Annotated in this window: 14 protein-coding genes and 2 tRNA genes; 7 read left to right on the top strand and 9 right to left on the bottom strand. The window is 66.6% G+C overall.

From position 1 onward, the window contains the following. Positions 1 to 561: 561 nt before the first annotated feature. The gene (locus tag DBO33_RS09390; RefSeq protein WP_159080182.1) at positions 562 to 1935 is read left to right on the top strand and encodes an FAD-binding oxidoreductase; all 1374 of its coding nucleotides are present in this window, start codon (positions 562 to 564) and stop codon (positions 1933 to 1935) included. A 76-nt stretch (positions 1936 to 2011) separates the two neighbouring features. Here DBO33_RS09390 and DBO33_RS09395 read toward each other — a convergent pair whose 3' ends face one another. Then, on the bottom strand, positions 2012 to 2494 hold the full coding sequence (locus DBO33_RS09395) for an RrF2 family transcriptional regulator (RefSeq protein WP_107654684.1): 483 nt from the start codon (positions 2492 to 2494) through the stop codon (positions 2012 to 2014). Positions 2495 to 2574: 80 nt separating this feature from the next. Between DBO33_RS09395 and DBO33_RS09400 the strand changes: the two genes are divergently transcribed. Continuing rightward, a complete protein-coding gene (locus DBO33_RS09400) occupies positions 2575 to 3774 on the top strand; it encodes an MFS transporter (protein ID WP_107654685.1) in 1200 nt (399 codons plus the stop codon). A gap of 207 nt (positions 3775 to 3981) precedes the next feature. On the opposite strand, the gene DBO33_RS09405 is transcribed toward DBO33_RS09400, so the two are convergent. Continuing rightward, a tRNA-Lys gene (locus DBO33_RS09405) sits at positions 3982 to 4054 on the bottom strand. A 305-nt stretch (positions 4055 to 4359) separates the two neighbouring features. Between DBO33_RS09405 and DBO33_RS09410 the strand changes: the two genes are divergently transcribed. Continuing rightward, positions 4360 to 5574 (top strand): L,D-transpeptidase, encoded by a 1215-nt coding sequence (locus tag DBO33_RS09410; protein WP_107654686.1) that lies wholly within the window; start codon positions 4360 to 4362, stop codon positions 5572 to 5574. A 198-nt stretch (positions 5575 to 5772) separates the two neighbouring features. Here DBO33_RS09410 and DBO33_RS09415 read toward each other — a convergent pair. Beyond that, a tRNA-His gene (locus DBO33_RS09415) sits at positions 5773 to 5845 on the bottom strand. A gap of 55 nt (positions 5846 to 5900) precedes the next feature. Further along, a complete protein-coding gene (orn, locus tag DBO33_RS09420) occupies positions 5901 to 6551 on the bottom strand; it encodes an oligoribonuclease (protein WP_107654687.1) in 651 nt (216 codons plus the stop codon). A gap of 208 nt (positions 6552 to 6759) precedes the next feature. Here orn and DBO33_RS09425 point away from each other — a divergent pair, with 208 nt between their 5' ends. Then, entirely contained in the window at positions 6760 to 8586 is a 1827-nt protein-coding gene (locus DBO33_RS09425; RefSeq protein WP_199856564.1) for a helicase HerA-like domain-containing protein, read from the top strand. Positions 8587 to 8665: 79 nt separating this feature from the next. Here the strand turns inward: DBO33_RS09425 and DBO33_RS09430 are convergent, their stop codons facing one another. The 4 genes from DBO33_RS09430 to DBO33_RS09445 all read right to left on the bottom strand — a co-directional run bounded on the left by DBO33_RS09430 (position 8666) and on the right by DBO33_RS09445 (position 13851). Then, a complete protein-coding gene (locus DBO33_RS09430) occupies positions 8666 to 9940 on the bottom strand; it encodes a diaminopimelate decarboxylase family protein (protein ID WP_234390755.1) in 1275 nt (424 codons plus the stop codon). A 181-nt stretch (positions 9941 to 10121) separates the two neighbouring features. Then, positions 10122 to 11465: a diaminopimelate decarboxylase gene (gene lysA / locus DBO33_RS09435; protein WP_107654688.1), complete on the bottom strand. Its 1344-nt coding sequence runs from the start codon at positions 11463 to 11465 to the stop codon at positions 10122 to 10124. 153 nt (positions 11466 to 11618) lie between these two features. Then, positions 11619 to 12422: a mycolate reductase gene (gene cmrA, locus DBO33_RS09440; protein WP_107654689.1), complete on the bottom strand. Its 804-nt coding sequence runs from the start codon at positions 12420 to 12422 to the stop codon at positions 11619 to 11621. 70 nt (positions 12423 to 12492) lie between these two features. Next, the gene (locus DBO33_RS09445; RefSeq protein WP_107654690.1) at positions 12493 to 13851 is read right to left on the bottom strand and encodes an MFS transporter; all 1359 of its coding nucleotides are present in this window, start codon (positions 13849 to 13851) and stop codon (positions 12493 to 12495) included. A gap of 178 nt (positions 13852 to 14029) precedes the next feature. On the opposite strand from DBO33_RS09445, the gene DBO33_RS09450 reads away from it, so the two are divergent. From DBO33_RS09450 to DBO33_RS09460, 3 genes are all read left to right on the top strand, one after another. Then, on the top strand, positions 14030 to 14587 hold the full coding sequence (locus DBO33_RS09450; RefSeq protein WP_107654691.1) for a PadR family transcriptional regulator: 558 nt from the start codon (positions 14030 to 14032) through the stop codon (positions 14585 to 14587). A gap of 21 nt (positions 14588 to 14608) precedes the next feature. Further along, entirely contained in the window at positions 14609 to 16639 is a 2031-nt protein-coding gene (locus tag DBO33_RS09455; RefSeq protein ID WP_107654692.1) for an NADPH-dependent 2,4-dienoyl-CoA reductase, read from the top strand. 89 nt (positions 16640 to 16728) lie between these two features. Continuing rightward, on the top strand, positions 16729 to 17142 hold the full coding sequence (locus tag DBO33_RS09460) for a nuclear transport factor 2 family protein (protein WP_107654693.1): 414 nt from the start codon (positions 16729 to 16731) through the stop codon (positions 17140 to 17142). 168 nt (positions 17143 to 17310) lie between these two features. Here the strand turns inward: DBO33_RS09460 and DBO33_RS09465 are convergent, their stop codons facing one another. Then, the gene (locus tag DBO33_RS09465; RefSeq protein ID WP_107660112.1) at positions 17311 to 17931 is read right to left on the bottom strand and encodes a TetR family transcriptional regulator; all 621 of its coding nucleotides are present in this window, start codon (positions 17929 to 17931) and stop codon (positions 17311 to 17313) included. Between the last annotated feature and the right edge of the window lie 154 nt (positions 17932 to 18085).

Genomic DNA, 18085 nt, shown 5'->3' on the forward strand with positions numbered 1-18085 from the left:
CGAAGGGCCGCGACCTCGGCTACTGTGAGCCAGCCTGCCGGTGTTGATTCGATTGGGCGAGTGGCGGATTTGACAACATGCGAAACAAAATCGCCACCACCGGCATCCGGAATTGACTTCGCCAATCTGCCTTTCGGCTCCGACAAGCCGCGCATCGACCCGTCGGCTCCGCTGTTGTGGCGGAGTGCATGTCTCCTCGGCGAAACCGCGGCCGCGTGGCGGTCGGCGAGGTATCGGCCACCGGCTTGTGGCCGGTCGGGTAGCCGTGGGCAGTCGCGGTCCATCCACAGGTGTCGTCGCACCGAATCATCTCTGTTCGAACAACGAGGCACCGGCCGTCGCGTCAGTCTTCGCTGTCGTCGGACGGTCTCGGGATCGGTTGCAACTAGGAGGACAAACTGTGCTCGTTGCGTTGATAGGTGCTCTGCCTTCGCTGGTTGCTGGACTGCACCCGGGGACGAAGGGCCGGGCAGCGTGACACTGACGGCTGACTCCGCGGAGGCAGGTCTCACCGCACCCGGATTTTCGCGTCGCTCGCTGATCCGTGGGGCTGGTGGTCTCGTGGCAGCCGCGGCTGCGGCAACGCTGTGCTCGGGGACTGCGGCGGCAACCGTGGATTCCACCGCGTGGACCGGCTTGCGCAGTCGATTGCGTGGCACGCTCGTGCTGCCTGAGGACCGCGAATACGGTGCGGCGAAAGCGCTTTTCGACCGGCGGTTCGACGGGAACGCACCGCTCGGAGTGGTCAAGGTGGCGCAGCCGCAGGATGTACAGGCGGCGGTGTTTTTCGCGCGCGACCACGGACTGCCCATCGCCGCCAGATCGGGTGGGCACTCGTTTGTCGGCGCGTCCGCCTCCAACGGTGCACTGGTGATCGACGTCCGGGCGCTCGACCACATCAATGTCGACAATGACCAGGTCACTGTCGGTGCCGGGGTGAGCAGTCTCGCGGCGGTGACCGAGCTGGCCGAGTCGGGCCTGGCACTGCCGATCGGCGTCTGTGCGGGCGTGGGGCTTGCAGGCCTGACGGTCGGCGGCGGTCTCGGGGCCGAGGCGCGCCGCTACGGGATGACCTGCGACCGGCTGGTCGCGGCCGAACTCGTGCTGCCGAACGGCGACACGATACGAGCCGACGCGACCACCGCGCCGGATCTGTTCTGGGCACTGCGCGGTGCGGGCGGCACTACCGGCATCCTCACCTCCTTGACCTATCGCACCATCCCCGCGACGGCGAAAGACATGGTGCGACTGACATTTCCGGGTGACAAGGCAGCCCGCGTGCTCAACGGCTGGGCGCAGTGGATGCCCACGGCCGATCGTGGCGTGTATGCCAGCGTCCTCATCTCGGCGGACGACGGCCTTCGATGTCTGGTCCGGATGGTGTGCCCGGCAGGTACCGGTGCCGCGGCGGCCGCCGGCCTGAGCGCCGCGGCCGGCGTCGAGCCGTCCGCCGCGGACCACCGCACGCTGGACCACTTGGCCGCCGTACACGACCTCGACAGTGGGCGGCCGCGTCCGGGATCGATCAGGGTCGCCGGCTCCGACGTCGTCGCCCAGCTTTCGCCGGCCGCTGTCGACACCATCGTCGATGTCATCACCGCCCGTTCGGCCAGTGGCGGATCGGGTCTGGTTGTGGCCGAACCGCTCGACGGCGCCATCCAGGAGACCGCTGCCGATGCCACAGCCTTCCCCTGGCGTGCGCACGCCGCAGCATTGGAGTGGGTAGTCCGGACCCCCGACCCGGTCGATGAAGCCCATAACTGGATCCTCAGCGCAAACCGCGCCGTAGCCCCCTTCTCCGTCGGCGGATACCTCAACCACGTGCAACCCGCCGACACGGTGCTGCGTTGCTTCGCACACAACTTCCCCCGGTTGCAACTCCTCCGCCAAACCACAGACCCGGACCGTCGGCTGCGGTGGGGGATCAACGGGTAGCGGACGGATGACCGCGGTCGGGCTTTCGCGGAACTGCTCGCGGTGGACCGGGCTCGAGCGAGAGGCTGGAGGGCAGTTATCGACTTCCCGCGTTCAACCACTCGCGCAGTTCGTCGAGCGCGGTGCCTTCGCTGTCTGCGTCGATGCTGGTGGCGAGATCGGCGATGGTGATGGCGGCGAGGGCGGTGCGCCACGCGTTGTCGGCGGTGGTCATGGCACGCATGACCGCGCAACGCGTGCGGCAGCTTTTCGCCGGTAAGCCGAGTGGCCCGTTCTGCCGAATCTCGGTGCAGCGAAAGGCTGGTTCGGCTCCGTCCACCGCTTCGACCACCTGCAACATGGTGATGTTCGCGGCGGCACGGGTCAGCACATAGCCACCGGTGGGCCCCGGCACCGATCGCACGATGCCGGCCCGCGACAGCGCTTGAAGATGTTTGGCGAGATAGGCCGTGGGGACGCCGTGCAGCTCGGCCAGTCGTGCGGCGGGGATCGGAGCGAGGGCCTGGCCGAGCGAAATGCAGCAGTGCATGGCCCATTCGACACCTATGGACATCTTCATGCCGTCAGCTTATCTCGGACAACAACTATCCGAGACTGTGTTATAACTTGGACACAAAATGTCCGAGATTAAGGTTTGTCATGGCTGCTCTTCGAGACCATCCCGTTCCCACCGCGAAAGATCGTGTGGCACTGGCGTTTGCGGCGCTGGCGCTGTTCGTCGCGGCGGCCAATCTGCGCCCGGCGATCGCCGCGGTGTCCCCGCTCGTCGATCGGATTCGCGCCGACCTCGGCTTGTCCTCGACCGGGATCGCCCTGCTGACCACCGTCCCCACCCTCGCGATGGGATTGTGCGCGCCCCTCGCCGCCGCAGTAGGCCGTCGGTGGGGCCTGCAAAATGGCGTGCTGATCGGCTTGATCGTGGTCGGGATCGCCACCGCCGCACGGGGTTTCAGTGCCACCACTTGGCTTCAGCTCAGCTGTGCGGCCGCGGTCGGCGGTGGCATCGCGATCGCGCAGACGCTGCTACCCGCGGTCGTGAAGTCGCGGTTCGCCGACCATGCCGGCCTGGTGACCGGTATCTACACCGCGGGATTGGGCTTGGGCGGCGCGATCGCGGCCGGTATCAGCGCCCCGCTGGCCGACGCGCTGAACTCCTGGCCCGGCGCGCTCGCGTCGTGGACCGTACTCGCCATCGCTGGTGCGGTGCTGTGGTCGGCGGCGCGGACGGCGCTGGGGCTCGGTGCGGTGTCCGGGCCGCAGGGGCCAGCGACAACCGGTCTGCCGTGGCGCAGTGGCACCGCGTGGATGATCACGCTGCTGGCGGCGGGTAACTCGGCGCTCTACTACTGCGAATTGGCTTGGGTCGCACCACTGTTGCATGACAGCGGCTACCCCGCAGCCGAGGCGGGTTACCTACTCACCGCACTGATCTCGATCCAGGTCGTCGCCATGCTGGCAGTACCGGCACTACTCGGCGAGCGCAGAGACAAGCGCATCGGCCTCAGTGTGACCGTGACGCTGACCGCCGTCGGTTTCCTCGGACTGGCGCTGAGTCCCGCCTCGGCCACCTGGCTGTGGATCGTCGCGCTCGGCATCGGCCACGGCGGACTGTTCACGCTGGTACTCACGGTCCCGGTCTCCATGAGTCGCGACGTCGCCGAGGCGGGCCAGTACAGCGTAATGGCCTTCTTCCTCGGCTATGCCGCCGCCGCAGCGGCACCGATCATCGTCGGGGCGCTGCGCGACGGAACCGGCGGCTTCCGGCTCGCGTTCGCACTACTCGCAGCCGGCGCCCTCCTGCTACTCATCCCGGTGGCCCGAATGGTCCGCCGCGACTAGACGCGACCAGTGCGGGGGCTCAGGAGCCCACCTCAGCGAGGATGGCACCGCGCTCGACGAGACTTCGCGTGGTGGTTCGGAGGTGGCAACTACCCAACTGCGGGAGGCGTGCGGGATGACGCCGAGACTTCCGTTCCGCCGCAACCTGCGGCGGTGCTGTGAAATGAGGAAAGCCCTGATAGTTGAGCTATCAGGGCTTCTATTATGTGCGCCATCAGGGACTCGAACCCCGAACCCGCTGATTAAGAGTCAGCTGCTCTGCCAATTGAGCTAATGGCGCTTGCTCCGTGTTCCGGTGCGGGACAAACCTTAACAGGTGGCGGCGGCAGATGTGAAATCGCCTCCTGAGCGGGGGTGATGACGGTTCGGTCGCGGGTGTTAACACCGAACCGGACAGTTCGGATCTATCCGGTGTAACACGTCTGTGTCGGCGCGGGATTCGCGTTGGTGCGAGCGTCTCGGACTGGCAGAATGACCGAACGTGGTCTCGACCGTTCCGCAGGCACGGCGGGTTGAGCTGTAGGCGGTTGGGATCCGAAGCCATCGGTGTGCTTCTGATGCACCGAGACTTGAAACGGGGTTGGAATGAGCGTTGGTCATGGTCGGCGTCGGTGGATACGACATATCACCGCACCTGTCGTCGTATTCGCGGTGGCCGCGTTGGTGTTATCGGGGTGCTCTTCGTCGGACTCGGCGGATTCGTCGTCGATCGCCATCGACCGGAACCCGCTGGTCGAGCTGATCAAGCCGAAGTTGTTGTCGCCGATCAAGGACGGCGAGATGGGGGTCTCGCCGGGTGTGCCGCTGGCCTTCCAGGTCGAGGACGGCAAGCTCACCGGAGTCACGCTGACGAACGCGCAGGGTAAGCCGGTGAACGGCAGGCTGGCCGCCGACGGCCGGTCCTGGGAGACCACCGAGGTGCTCGGTTACGGCAAGGTCTACCGCTTGAAGGCGGACGCGATCGGCCTCGGCGGCGCGAGCTCCACCACGCTGAGCTTCACCACCAGCTCCCCGGACAGCCAGACCAAGCCGTATCTGCTGCCTGGCGAGGGTGAGGTGGTCGGCGTCGGTCAGCCGGTGGCGATCCAGTTCGACGAGACGATTCCGGACCGCAAGGCCGCCCAGGATGCGATCAAAATCACTACCGAGCCGCCGGTGGAGGGCGCGTTCTACTGGGTGAACAATCGCGAGGTCCGGTGGCGTCCCGAGAACTTCTGGGCGCCGGGGACGAAGGTCACCATCGACGTGAACGTGTATGGCCGTGATCTCGGTGACGGCCTGTACGGCCAGGACAACATCCATTCGTACTTCACGATCGGCGATGCGGTGATCTTCACCGCGGACGACAACACCAAGCAGGTGGTGGTCGAGAAGAACGGTGAGGTCGTCCGGACCATGCCGACCTCGATGGGTAAGAACAGCACGCCCACCGACAACGGCATCTACATCGTCAGCGACCGGCACGAGAAGATCATCATGGATTCCTCGACCTACGGTGTGGCGGTGAACTCACCGGACGGGTACAAGACGCCGGTCGACTTCGCGACGCGAATCTCCTACAGCGGCATCTTCTTCCACTCCGCGCCGTGGTCGGTCGGGCAGCAGGGTTACAGCAATACCAGCCACGGTTGCCTGAATCTGAGCCCGGCGAACGCGCAGTGGGTGTATCAGAACGCCAAGCGTGGTGACATCACCATCATCAAGAACACCGTCGGCGGAACGTTGTCCGGCGTGGACGGTTTGGGGGACTGGAACATCCCGTGGCCGGTGTGGAAGGCGGGTAACGCCGACCCGCGTTGAGCGGCAACGTCAACGGGCCATCAGCAGTAGCTGGTGGCCCGTTCGTCGTTTCTCGGCAGCCGCACACGTTGTGACATCCGCACGCGTGTCAGCGCGGCAAGTCGGTGTGCAACTCATCAGAAGGTGTGCGGCTGTCACGGGCACCGAGCAAATGAAAAAGCCCGGGTTGGAGATTTCTCTCCAACCCGGGCCTCTCAGGGTGACCGACGGGACTCGAACCCGCGACAGCCAGGATCACAACCTGGTGCTCTACCAACTGAACTACGGTCACCATCACCGGATGAACACCGGCGCCGTCGATATTAGCGTGTCACCCCTTCGTCTCCCTAATCGGTTTCCGGCGAGGCGTTGACCTGGGCCGATTCAGCGGGTCCCGCGGCGCTGCCGATCTCGGCGGCGATCTCGGCGATCTCGGTGGTGGACGGACCGGGGGGTGCGACGAACGCGGTCCGGCGGTAGTACTCCAGCTCGCGGATGGATTCCTTGATGTCGGCCAGCGCCCGGTGGGCCAGGCCCTTCTCCGGCTGACCGAAGTAGATGCGCGGGTACCAGCGACGGCACAACTCCTTGATCGAGCTCACGTCGATCATCCGGTAGTGCAGGTGGGCGTCCAGCGTGGGCATGTCCCGGGCGATGAAGCCGCGGTCGGTCGCGATCGAGTTACCGGCCAGCGGCACGGTGCGCGGGGTGGGCACGTACTGGCGGATGTAGTCCAGCACCAGCTGCTCGGCCTCGGCCATGGTGACCGTGGAGCGGCGCACCTCTTCGGTCAGCCCGGAGCGCGCATGCATGTCGACGACCACCGCGGGCATGGCGGCCAGCGCCGCGTCGTCGGCGTGGATCACCACGTCCACACCCTCGCCGAGGATGTTGAGGTCGCTATCGGTCACGAGTGCGGCCACCTCGATCAGCTTGTCGCTGTCCAGGCGCAGGCCCGTCATCTCGCAATCCATCCACACCACGTATTTATCTGACACGGCAGCAACATTAGCTGTGTCGTTTTTGCAGCGCCTGCGGCGGCGGGCGAACGGGCCTTTCGAGGGAGAAGTCCGCTCCGTCGCAGGGAGGCGAGACCTCTGGAGGGCCCCTCGGGGATACAGTTCATTCTGATCGGCACAGGCGTTTTCGGTACGACAGCAAACACTGCGTTATGCAGTTCCAGTCAGACCAGACGGAGGACGTGCGATGACCAGCCCCCAGGAGAAAGCTGCTGCGGCGCGGAAGGCTGCTGAGGAGGCGGCGCGGGTTGCGGCGGAGGCGGCTGCGGCTGCGGAAGCGGCCGAACGTGAGCTTGCCGAGCAGGAGGCGGGTGCGGACGGGGCGCAGGTGAAGGCGAAGGCAAAGGCTGAGAGCGCAGCGGCCAAAGCCGACGAGACCGCCGCTGCCGCCGCCGAAGCTGCCAGCAAGGCCGACCAGAAGAAGGCCGACGCCGCTGCGGCGAGCAAGACGGACCAGAAGGCGGACGCGACTACGACGGGCAAGGCCGACTCGGGGTCGGCGGCCGCGCAGGAGATCGCGGCCGGCTACGCCTTCGACGGGGTGGCACTGGAGCTCGGCACCGTGGTGGTCGACGGCGAGGTGGATCCGGCGGCGCGGGTGCGCATTCCGATGCGCACCATGAACCGGCACGGCCTCGTGGCAGGCGCGACCGGCACCGGTAAGACCAAGACCTTGCAGGGCATCGCCGAACAACTCTCGGCCGCAGGCGTTCCCGTGGTGCTCGCCGACATCAAGGGCGACTTGTCGGGGCTCTCGCAGCCGGGCGCGGCCAACGACAAGTTGAGCGCCCGCGCCGCCGAGACCGGCGCCGAGGACTGGAAACCGACGGGCTTCCCGACCGAGTTCGTCTCGCTCGGCACCAACGGCATCGGTGTCCCCATTCGCGCCACCATCACCTCGTTCGGCCCGGTGCTGCTCAGTAAAGTGCTCGGGCTCAACGAGACTCAGGAATCCACGCTCGGCCTGATCTTCCACTGGGCGGACAAGAACGGCCTCGCGCTGCTGGACCTCAAGGACTTGCGTGCGGTGATCACGCATCTCACCAGCGCGGAGGGCAAGGAGGATCTCAAGGGCATCGGCGGGGTTTCGGCGGCCACCGCGGGCGTGATCCTGCGGTCGCTGGTCAATCTGGAGGCCGACGGCGGCGACACCTTCTTCGGTGAGCCGGAACTGGATCCGAGCGATCTGGTGCGCACCGCGGGCGGGCAGGGCGTCATCACACTGTTCGAGCTCGGCGCGCAGGCGGCGCGGCCGGTGATGTTCTCCACCTTCCTGATGTGGGTGCTCGCGGATCTGTTCCAGACACTGCCCGAGGTGGGCGACGTGGACAAGCCCAAGCTGGTCTTCATCTTCGACGAGGCGCACCTGCTGTTCGCGGACGCGTCGAAGGCGTTCCTGGACCAGGTCGAGCAGACCGTGAAGCTGATCCGCTCCAAGGGTGTCGGCGTGTTCTTCTGCACCCAGCTGCCCACCGACATCCCGAATCAGGTGCTCTCCCAACTGGGTGCGCGCATCCAGCACGCGTTGCGCGCGTTCACTCCGGACGATCAGAAGGCACTGTCCAAGACGGTGCGCACCTACCCCAAGACCAGCACCTACGACCTGGAGAAGGCGCTCACCTCACTGGGCACCGGTGAGGCTGTGGTGACAGTACTTTCGGAGAAGGGCGCGCCGACCCCGGTGGCGTGGACCAGGATTCAGCCGCCCCGCTCACTCATGGACACCATCGGCGACGACGCGATCAAGTCGCGCGCACTGTCCAGCTCGCTGCACAGCAAGTACGGCCAGACCATCGACCGCGAATCGGCCTACGAGCTGCTCGCCGCGAAAGTCGCTGCGGCGGACCAGAGCCCGGAATCGGCCCCGGCCCCCGGTCGGGCGTCGAAGACCGACGAGGATTCCACCGCCGAGCGCATCATGAAAAACCCTGCGGTCAAGAGCTTCCTGCGCTCGGCGGCCACGGCCGCGGGCCGCGAGATCAGCCGCAGCATCTTCGGCACCCGAAAGCGCTGAAGCCGCACACTCCTTGATTTCCCGCACACGGAATCGCATGCAATTCCGTGTGCGGGAGATCAAAAGTCGTGCGGCGTGTTCAGCTCGCGTCGCGATCGAGCAGGCTGGGCTCACGGTGGACGAGTTGCGCGTAGTGCCCTTCGCGCACCGCGATCACGCGGGTGCGTGGTGCACCGTGCTGATACGCGCCGGTGCACGGCACGGCCAGCAACTCACCGGGCCGCAGATCGGCGGGCAGCCGCACGTCGGTAGCGAGGATGACATCGCCCGCTCGCCCCGCGACGGTCGCACTCACCAGCGGGCCGGTCGCCTGGCGATTCGCCACCACCGTCCCAGCGAAAGTGCCTAGCCGCGTACGTGTCTCGCTGTCTATGACGACGGAGACATGCCCGCCGTCGTTGTGCTTGACCGACAACACCCGGTACAGCGTCACCCCGGCCCGCGCCACGATCCCGCGCCCCGGTTCGAGGACGACCTTCGGCCGCGGAAAGTGCTGCCTGGCACAGGCCGCGTCGAGGGCGTCCTCGATGATCGCGGACAGTTCGGCGAGGTTCATCTCCGCGTCACCGTTGCGGTAGGCGATCGCGTGCCCGCCGCCGAGGTCGAGATCGGTGAGTATGCGGTCGTGATCGTGCCGGACCACCGCCATCTCGGCGACCAGCCGGCGAATCGCCTCGCCATAGTGATCCGGGTTGTAGATCTGCGATCCGAGGTGGCACTGGAAGCCGATCAGATCGAGCATCGGCGCGGCCAAGACCTGCGCCACGGCCTCGGCGGCGGGTTCACCGAGCGGAAAGCCCGGTCGGTCCGCCTCGTGGACAGCGTCTCCTTCGATGCCAGGAGCTAAGCGCAACAGCACCCGCTGCGGGCGGGCCGCGACGACCGCGGTGAGCAGATCGATCTCGGCGAGCGAGCTCAACACAATCCTGCCGACCCGCCGCGTCACCGCGATTTCCAGCGTATCGCGGGATAAGCCGTTGGCATGCAAAATGATTCGTTTCGGATCGACCCCGGCCGTGAGCGCGGCGGTCAACTCACCGGACGAGCACACGACCACCGATAGCCCCTCGCCGGTGACCCAGTCGGCCACCGCGCCCACCAGCAACGCTGTTGCGGCATAAGCGATCTCGGCCTCGGGAAAGGTATTGCGATACGCGCGGCAACGCTGTCGAACTTCCCGCTCGTCCAGCACCCGTGCGGCAGTGCCGTACGTCTCGGCGATGTCGGCGAGCGCGACCCCACCGACCACAATCCGGCCCTCGCCGTCGTACCTCGCATCGCTGGGCCATACCGCGGAATCCAGGTGCGCGGCAGTTCCCGACCACATCGGCGAGAAGAAGTCCACTAGCGTCACGGGTGCTCTCCTGATCCGCTCCCCGCTTTCTCCATCTGCGGGGCCTACCAAGACTTACGCCGCCGAACCGCCCGGGAGCAGTCGCTTAGCGCAACGTTGACCGCCCGCGACCCGATCTTGACGGATCGCTGACGCGCCCGACCGCGCGGCGAGCGAAACGCCGCGCGGTCCGGCGGGAGACTCAGCAGCCGACGTCGCGGCACATCAGGTCGGCGATGGTCTCCCGGCGCACCAGCTCCCGGCACTGCCCGTGCCGCACCGCGACGATCGGCGGCCGGCCGACGCTGTTGTAGGAGGAGGCCAGGCTGTGGTGGTACGCGCCGGTGGACGGCACCGCGAGCACCTCACCAGGCCGCAGATCGACCGGCAGCTGGACGTCGGTCGCCAGGATGTCGCCAGCCTCGCAGAAGCGGCCGGCCACCGTCGCGGTCATGCTTGCGCAGGTGGGGTGCCGGTTCGCGACGACAACGCTGTAGCGCGCGCCGTACAGCGCGACGCGCGGGTTGTCGCTCATCCCGCCGTCGACGGTCACATAGGTGTGTCCACCCTCGACGTGCTTGACCGAGAGCACCCGGTACAGCGTCACGCCCGCGTGCGCGACGATGGCCCGGCCCGGCTCCAGCGAGATGTGCGGGCGCGGGAAGTGCTGCCGTGCGCAGGCCGCGTCCAATGCGTCCTCGATGATCGCGGCGAGTTCGCCGAGGTTCATCTCGGGGTCGCCGGTGCGGTAGGCGACGGCGTGCCCGCCGCCGAGGTCGAGCTCGGTCAGCAGGTGTCCGTGGTCTTGCCGGACCCGCGCCATCTCGGCGACCACCCGGCGCACGGCCTCGCCGTAGTAGTCCGGGTCGCAGATCTGCGAGCCGAGGTGGCAGTGGAAGCCGACCAGGTTCAGTTTCGGCTGCCGCAGAATCCGCGCCACCGCCTCCGCGGCCGTATCGCCGCCGAGCGGGAAGCCGAACTTCTGATCGGTGACGCCGGTCTTCACCGCGGGATGTCCGTGCACGTCGATGCCGGGGGACAGGCGCAGCAGCACATTCTGCGAGTCGGTGACCAACGCCGAGAGCAACGTGATCTCGGCCAGCGAGTCGACCACGATCCGGCCGACCCCGGCCTTGATCGCGGCGGTCAGTTCGTCGAACGATTTTCCGTTGCCGTGCATGATGATTCGGCGCGGGGCGACCCCGGCGGCCAAGGCAATGGCCAGCTCGCCGGACGAGCATACGTCCACCGACAGCCCCTCCTGGGAAACCCAGTTGGCGACCGCGCGGATCATCAAGGCCTTACCCGCGTAGATGATCTCGGCCTCCGGGAAGGCTTTGCGGTAGGCGCGGCAGCGCTCCCTGACCTCGCGCTCGTCGAGGACGTAGGTCGGAGTGCCGTACTGGTCGGCGATGTCGGCCAGCGCCACCCCGCCGATGGTGATGCGACCCGCGTCGTCGTAATGCGTGTCGCGCGGCCATACGGCCGAGTCGAGACGAGAGGGCATTCCCGACTTCAGCGACGGGAAGATTTCCAGCAGCGTCACGGTGTCTCCTGTGTGCGCCCCCGCTATTCCGTATGCGGGGCCGCTGTCAGGACTACGCCGATTCCGCTGGGGCAAACGTCCAGCTTACGGCTGCTTGACGACCGGAGGCCCGATCTTGACGGATCCCTGACCCCGGTCGTGAGGTGCGTCTCGCTAGCCGCCGAGCTTCCGATAGAAGGCACCCGCGATCGGCGCGGTGACCGCGCGCGGACCGTACTGGCCCGCCACGCTCATCCCCTTGCTGATCAGTCCGGGCACCACCCGCATCTTGTTGCGGGCCAGCGCGTCGATGGACACCTTCGCCGTGTATTCCGAGGACACCCACATGAAGTCGGGCACCAGCCGGTCGACGATCGACGCATCGGCCGGGTCGGGCGCATCGGTGCGCACCGGGCCCGGTGCGAGCAGCGTGACATTGATGCCGGAACTCTTGAGTTCGCCGCGCAACGACTCACTGAAGGTATTGGCGAACGCCTTGCTCGCCGCGTACGTGGCGTTATTGGGAATCGGCATGTTCCCCGCCGCCGACCCGCTGATCAGGATGCCGCCACTGCCGCGTTCGATCATGCCCGGCAGCACGGCAAGCGTGAGGTCGTGCACCGCAACAGCATTCAGCTCCATCTGTGCGCGCTCGTAACTCGGATCGAGCTCGGCGACGGCTCCGAACGTCGCGATGCCCGCGTTGTTGCACAGGATCGAGATATTGCGCGCCGAGAGCTCCTCGACCAGCGCCGCACGCTGCGTCCGATCGGCGAGGTCCACCGCGCGCACCTCGGCGGCGATCCCGTGCGCCAGGGTCAGCCGCTGCGCCAGCTCGGTCAGCACCTCACCGCGCCGCGCAACCAAGATCAACGAATACCCGCGCGCGGCGAGTTCGGCGGCCAACGCCATGCCGATGCCGGAGGAGGCGCCGGTAACGACCGCGCGATTCTCAGAAGTAGGGGAGGGCAAGCTCACGCCAGGAGCCTATGCGATCCGCCTTTGCCACACGCACCCCTCCTATACGGCACCGGGAACGAGGGACCGCTCAGGTGAGCCGGTCGATCTTGGGCGCAGTGGCGATCTCGGTGGGGTCGGGGGAGCGAACGGGGAGCAGGGCGAGCAGGCCGAGGACGAGGACGAGCACGATGCCGATGATGCCCGCTCGGTCGGCGTCGAAGAGCCAGACGAAGAGGCCGAACAAGGTGGGGGCCAAGAAGGAGACGGCGCGGCCGGTAGTGGTGTAGAGGCCGAAGAACTGACCTTCGCGGCCGGGCGGGGCCAGCCGGGCGAGGAAGGACCGGGCGGCCGACTGGGCCGGGCCGACGAAGACGGTGAGCAGCAGGCCGAAGATCCAGAACATCAGCGGGCCGGAGACGACGAGCAGGGCGAGACCGCAGATGATCATCGAGACCAGCGAGACCACGATGACCATCTTCGGTCCGCCGCGGTCGTCGAAGCGGCCCGCGACGATCGCGCCCAGCGCCGCAACCACATTGGCGGCGATGCCGAACAGCAGCACGTCGGAGTCCGCGATGTCGTATACCCGAACCGCAAGCACCGCACCGAAGGTGAACACACCCACGAGGCCGTCACGGAATATCGCACTGGCGATCAGGAACGTGGCGGTGCGCCGATCGGTCACCCACAGCTCGCGCAGGTCGCGCGCCAAAATGCGGTACGACGCGAAGAATCCTGCGTTGGCCGTGCCGGGATCGGCGTCGGTGCGCGGCAATTCGGGCACGGTGAACAGCACCGGCAGCGCGAACGCGGCGAACCAGACCGCCGCCACGATGGCGACCAGCCGGATGTTGAGTCCGTCATCGGTCGGTATACCGAGCAGTCCGCGCGTGTCGCCCTCGCCGGCGATGAAACCGAAGTAGCAGATCAGCAGCAGGAAGATGCCGCCGAAATAACCCATCGCCCAACCGAATCCGGACACCCGGCCGACGGTCGCGGGCGTCGACACCTGACGCAGCATCGCGTTGTACGGCACACTGGCCAGCTCGAAGAACGCGGAGCCCAGCCCGAGCAGTACCAGCCCGAGCCACAGGTAGTGGTAGTCGTCGTGCACGAAGAACATCAGCGTCATCGACGCGATGCAGAGCGCGGTCAAAACAGCAAGGGAGCGTTTACGTTTCGCGGTCGCGTCGAACCGTTGCCCGCTGACCGGCGCGGTCACCGCCACCACCAGCCCGGCCAGCCCCAGCGCCCACCCCAGCCAGGCACTCGGCGAAATCCCGCCCGGCAGATCATCACCGACCTTGTCGGTCAGGTACACGGAGAACACGAACGTGAGAATCACCGCGTTGAACGCCGACGACCCCCAGTCCCACAGCCCCCATGCCGCCACCTGCCCGCGCCCGGCGGCCTGCCCCACCGTCGCCCGCGCGTCCACCTCACTCATGCCTGCACCTCGCCGGCGCTCGGCCCTGGCATGCGCGACCCGCGCTCCGACACGATTCGCTCGCCCATGCGGCGCAGCCTAATGCGATTCCGCCCGCACAACCGGGTCAACGCCCGACACGAAACCCGGGGTATGCACTCAGTTGCATAGTACTGGGTGTCACGGTTACTCTGACCGCATGGCCCTCGAGCATGCATTGCTGGTATCGCTGACCGAGCGGGCCGGCTCGGGGTATGAGCTGGCGCGCCGCTTCGACAAGTCCATCGGGTACTTCTGGAGCGCGACGCATCAGCAGATCTATCGCGTGCTCAAGCGCATGGAGGAATCCGGTTGGCTGAGCAGCGAGTCGGTGGCCCAGGACGGCCGGCCGGACAAGAAGGTCTACGCGGTGAGTGCGGCGGGCCGCGCCGAACTGGCCCGCTGGATCGCCGAACCGTCCGACACCAACACCCCGCGCAACGAGCTCGCGGTCAAGATCCGCGCCGCCGCCTACGGCGATATCGGTGCGCTGCGCACCGAGGTCGCGCGGCACCGCGACGAGCACGCCCAACGCCTCGACGTCTATCGCCTTATCGAAAAACGCGACTTTCCGGCACCGGATCAGCTCTCCGGTACGGCTCTGCACCAGTACCTCGTCTTACGCGCGGGCGTCCGCGTGGAGTCGGGGTTCATCGAATGGTGCGACGAAGTTCTGCACGCCCTGCATCCGCCCGCGATAGCCCCGCGCGGCGATTGACCGGAGAAAGGTGAGACAGGCATGAGTGCCTTCCCCCATTTGTTCGAGCCGCTCGACCTCGGCTTCACCACCCTGCGCAATCGCGTGGTGATGGGGTCGATGCACACCGGCCTGGAGGACCGCGCCTGGGACACCAACAAGCTGGCGGCCTACTTCGCCGAGCGGGCCCGCGGTGGTGTCGGCCTGATCATCACCGGCGGTTACGCACCCAACCGCACCGGTTGGCTGCTGCCGTTCGGCAACAAGCTGACCAACAAGACCGAGGCGTACCGGCACCGGGTGATCACCAAGGCGGTGCACAAGGAGGGCGGCAAGATCGCCATCCAGATCCTGCACGCGGGCCGCTACTCCTACCTGCCCGGCAGCGTCTCCGCCTCGTCGATCAAGGCGCCGATCAACCCGTTCCGGCCGCGCAAGCTCTCGGCCAAGGGTGTCGAGCAGACCATCGACGACTACGCGCGCTGTGCGAAGCTGGCCCAGTTCGCCGGGTACGACGGCTGCGAAATCATGGGCGGTGAGGGCTATTTCATCAACCAGTTCCTCGCGCCGCGCACCAACAAGCGCACCGACAAGTGGGGTGGGTCGCCGGAGAACCGGCGCCGACTCGCGGTGGAGATCGTGCGCCGCACCCGCGCCGCGGTCGGCCCGAACTTCATCATCGTATTCCGGCTCTCCATGGCTGAGCTGGTCGAGAAGGGTCAGACGTTCGACGAAATCGTCGCGCTGGCAAAAGAACTCGAAGCGGCGGGTGCGGACATCCTGAACACCGACATCGGCTGGCACGAGGCGCGCGTCCCGACCATCGTGACCTCGGTGCCGCGTGCGGCTTTCGTCGAGTTCACCGCGAAAATCACCAAGCAGGTGAACATTCCGGTGTGTGCGTCCAACCGGATCAACATGCCGGAGATCGCCGAGGAGATCCTGACTCGCGGTGACGCGCAATTGGTTTCGCTGGCGCGCCCGTTCCTCACCGATCCCGAGTGGGTCAACAAGGCCAAGCAGGACCGGGTCGACGAGATCAACACCTGCATCGCCTGCAACCAGGCCTGCCTGGACCACGCTTTCCAGCACAAGACGGTGTCCTGCCTGCTGAACCCGCGCGCCGGGCACGAGACCGAGCTGAAGCTGCTGCCCACCCGGCGCACCAAGCGCGTCGCCGTGGTCGGTGCGGGCCCGGCCGGGCTGTCCGCGGCGGTCAGCCTCGCCCAGCGCGGCCACCACGTCGATCTGTTCGAGGCCGACGACAAGATCGGCGGCCAGTTCGACATCGCGCGTCGCATTCCGGGCAAGGAAGAGTTCAACGAGTCGATCCGGTACTACCGCCGGATGCTCGAAGTCACCGGCGTGACAGTGCATTTGAACAAGCGGGTGACCGCCGCGGAACTCATCGAGGCCCGTTATGACGAGGTGGTGCTCGCCACCGGCGTGAAGCCGCGCATCCCGAACATCCCCGGTATCGACCACCCGATGGTGCTGTCCTACGCCGAACTGGTCCGCGAGGAGCGCCCGGTCGGCAAGCGCGTGGCGGTCATCGGTGCTGGCGGCATCGGCTACGACGTGAGTGAATTCCTCACCGTCGAAGGGCATCCCACGCTCAAGCTCGACGAGTGGAAGGAAGAGTGGGGCGTCACCGCCGACGACGAGCAGGTTCGTGGTCAGCTCACCAAGCCGAAGCCTTCGCCGGCCGCTCGCGAAGTCGTTCTCTTGCAACGCAAGACGACTCCGTTCGGCAAGGACCTCGGCAAGACCACCGGCTGGGTGCACCGTGCCGCGCTCAAAGCCAAGGGTGTCGACCACATCGGCGGCGTCAACTATGAACGCATCGACGACAACGGCCTGCACATCAGCTTCGGCGAGAAACGCCAACGCCCCCAACTGATCCCGGTCGACAACGTGATCATCTGCGCGGGCCAGGAGTCGGTCCGTGATCTGGAGGACGAACTGCGCGCCGCAGGCATGAACCTCTACCTCATCGGCGGCGCCGAACTGGCCGCCGAGCTGGACGCCAAGCGCGCCATCGATCAGGGCACCCGGCTCGCCGCGCGACTCTGAATGAGAGCCCGGTGTCGTCGGCGGCGACACCGGGTGACCTCGTCTGATTTCCGCCAGCGTCACGGCGGAATCTTCGCGACGCTGACCAGGTGACTCAGGACAGCAAAACCATCGTCCAAAACGCCTGGAAAGCCTTCGCCACACACGATTTCGAGCAAATATCCGCGTTCTTCACCGAAGACGCGGAGTGGCTGGCACCCCCGCAGAACGCCACCGCGGTCTTCATGCAGGGCCCCAGCCACATGATCGGCCGCGACGCCATCGCCGACTTCCTCGCCCACGGCTTCGCCAAAATGTTCGCCAAGGACGTCGTACTAACCTTCCATGGCTTCTACGCCGAAGGCGACCGCGTCATCGTGGAAGAAACCATGAGCGCCACCCTCGCCAACGGCAACGCCTACGAAAACGACTACTGCTTCATCTTCGAACTCCACGAAGGCCGCATCCACCGCGTCCGCGAATACATGGACACCGCCCGCGCCCACACCATGGTCTTCGGCTAGCCACGGACTGACGGCGCTGAGCGTGGCTCAGCGCCAAGGGGCTTTGCTGGCCAGCGTCTCACGGAGCACCTTCATGTCGCGTCGGCATTCCGCTCGGCGACCTTGTCGCGCTGGCGATCGGCGCCGGAAAGACTCGCTGATCAGGCAAGCGGACCCGCACCAGCGGAACTACCGCTCCTTCGGCGGCCACCATGCGCCCATGCCCAGCGAGATCAAGCGCATCTGCTGCACGGTGCGATCGATGATGGCGTCTCGTTCGCGGGGCAGCGCCGAGATGTAGGCGACGATGCCGTCGGTGACCGTCGCGACCAGGAGGTCGGCGGCGATCTCCAGATCCGCGTGACTCCAGGAATCCAGCGCCGGGATGCGGGAGAGGTCGGCGACGAGTTCGCGGACGATCAGTTGCAGTTCCAGCGCAATGGATTTGCGCAGTGCCGCCGACCCGCCGTGGCGTTCGCGGGTGAGGAAGCCGAACAGTTCGCGTTTCGGCTCCACCTGAGCGAAGACGAACCGCACCGTGTCGGACAGGCTCGCATCCGGTTTGCGCCGTACTTCGCGCAGCGCGAGGCGCAACGCGGTGATGCCGTCGTCGACCAGCTGCGCGCCGAGGTCGTCCAGCGATGCGAAGTGGCGGTAGAAAGCGGTCGGCACGATGCCTGCCGAGCGGGCGATCTCACGCAGGCTCAGCGCCGCGAAGCCACGGTCGGCAGCCAGTGCGAGGGTGCCGTCCAGTAGGGCCTGTCGCGTGCGCTCCTTGCGCTCGCCTCGGGTTTCTGCCTGCTCAGTCATCACGGTGAGCATACATCCGTTCACCATTCGTCTTTTCTCCAGATGTTGTTCGCGTCACATGTTTTGCCGGTTGACACCTGACCCCGGTCATCAGTCACACTAGTTGAGTGTACAGACGTGCACTGAAATTGGAACGCAACGTCGCGGCTCCTGC

This window comes from Nocardia suismassiliense, from assembly GCF_900269665.1.
In the GTDB taxonomy this organism is placed as follows: Bacteria; Actinomycetota; Actinomycetes; order Mycobacteriales; family Mycobacteriaceae; genus Nocardia; species Nocardia suismassiliense.

Excerpts from the sequence above, each read along its gene's own strand:
- DBO33_RS09395 (WP_107654684.1), bottom strand. The coding sequence starts at position 2,494 with ATGAAGATGTCCATAGGTGTCGAATGGGCCATGCACTGCTGCATTTCG.
- DBO33_RS09400 (WP_107654685.1), top strand. The coding sequence starts at position 2,575 with ATGGCTGCTCTTCGAGACCATCCCGTTCCCACCGCGAAAGATCGTGTG.
- DBO33_RS09410 (WP_107654686.1), top strand. The coding sequence starts at position 4,360 with ATGAGCGTTGGTCATGGTCGGCGTCGGTGGATACGACATATCACCGCA.
- DBO33_RS09425 (WP_199856564.1), top strand. The coding sequence starts at position 6,760 with ATGACCAGCCCCCAGGAGAAAGCTGCTGCGGCGCGGAAGGCTGCTGAG.
- DBO33_RS09445 (WP_107654690.1), bottom strand. The coding sequence starts at position 13,851 with ATGAGTGAGGTGGACGCGCGGGCGACGGTGGGGCAGGCCGCCGGGCGC.
- DBO33_RS09450 (WP_107654691.1), top strand. The coding sequence starts at position 14,030 with ATGGCCCTCGAGCATGCATTGCTGGTATCGCTGACCGAGCGGGCCGGC.
- DBO33_RS09455 (WP_107654692.1), top strand. The coding sequence starts at position 14,609 with ATGAGTGCCTTCCCCCATTTGTTCGAGCCGCTCGACCTCGGCTTCACC.
- DBO33_RS09465 (WP_107660112.1), bottom strand. The coding sequence starts at position 17,931 with ATGACTGAGCAGGCAGAAACCCGAGGCGAGCGCAAGGAGCGCACGCGA.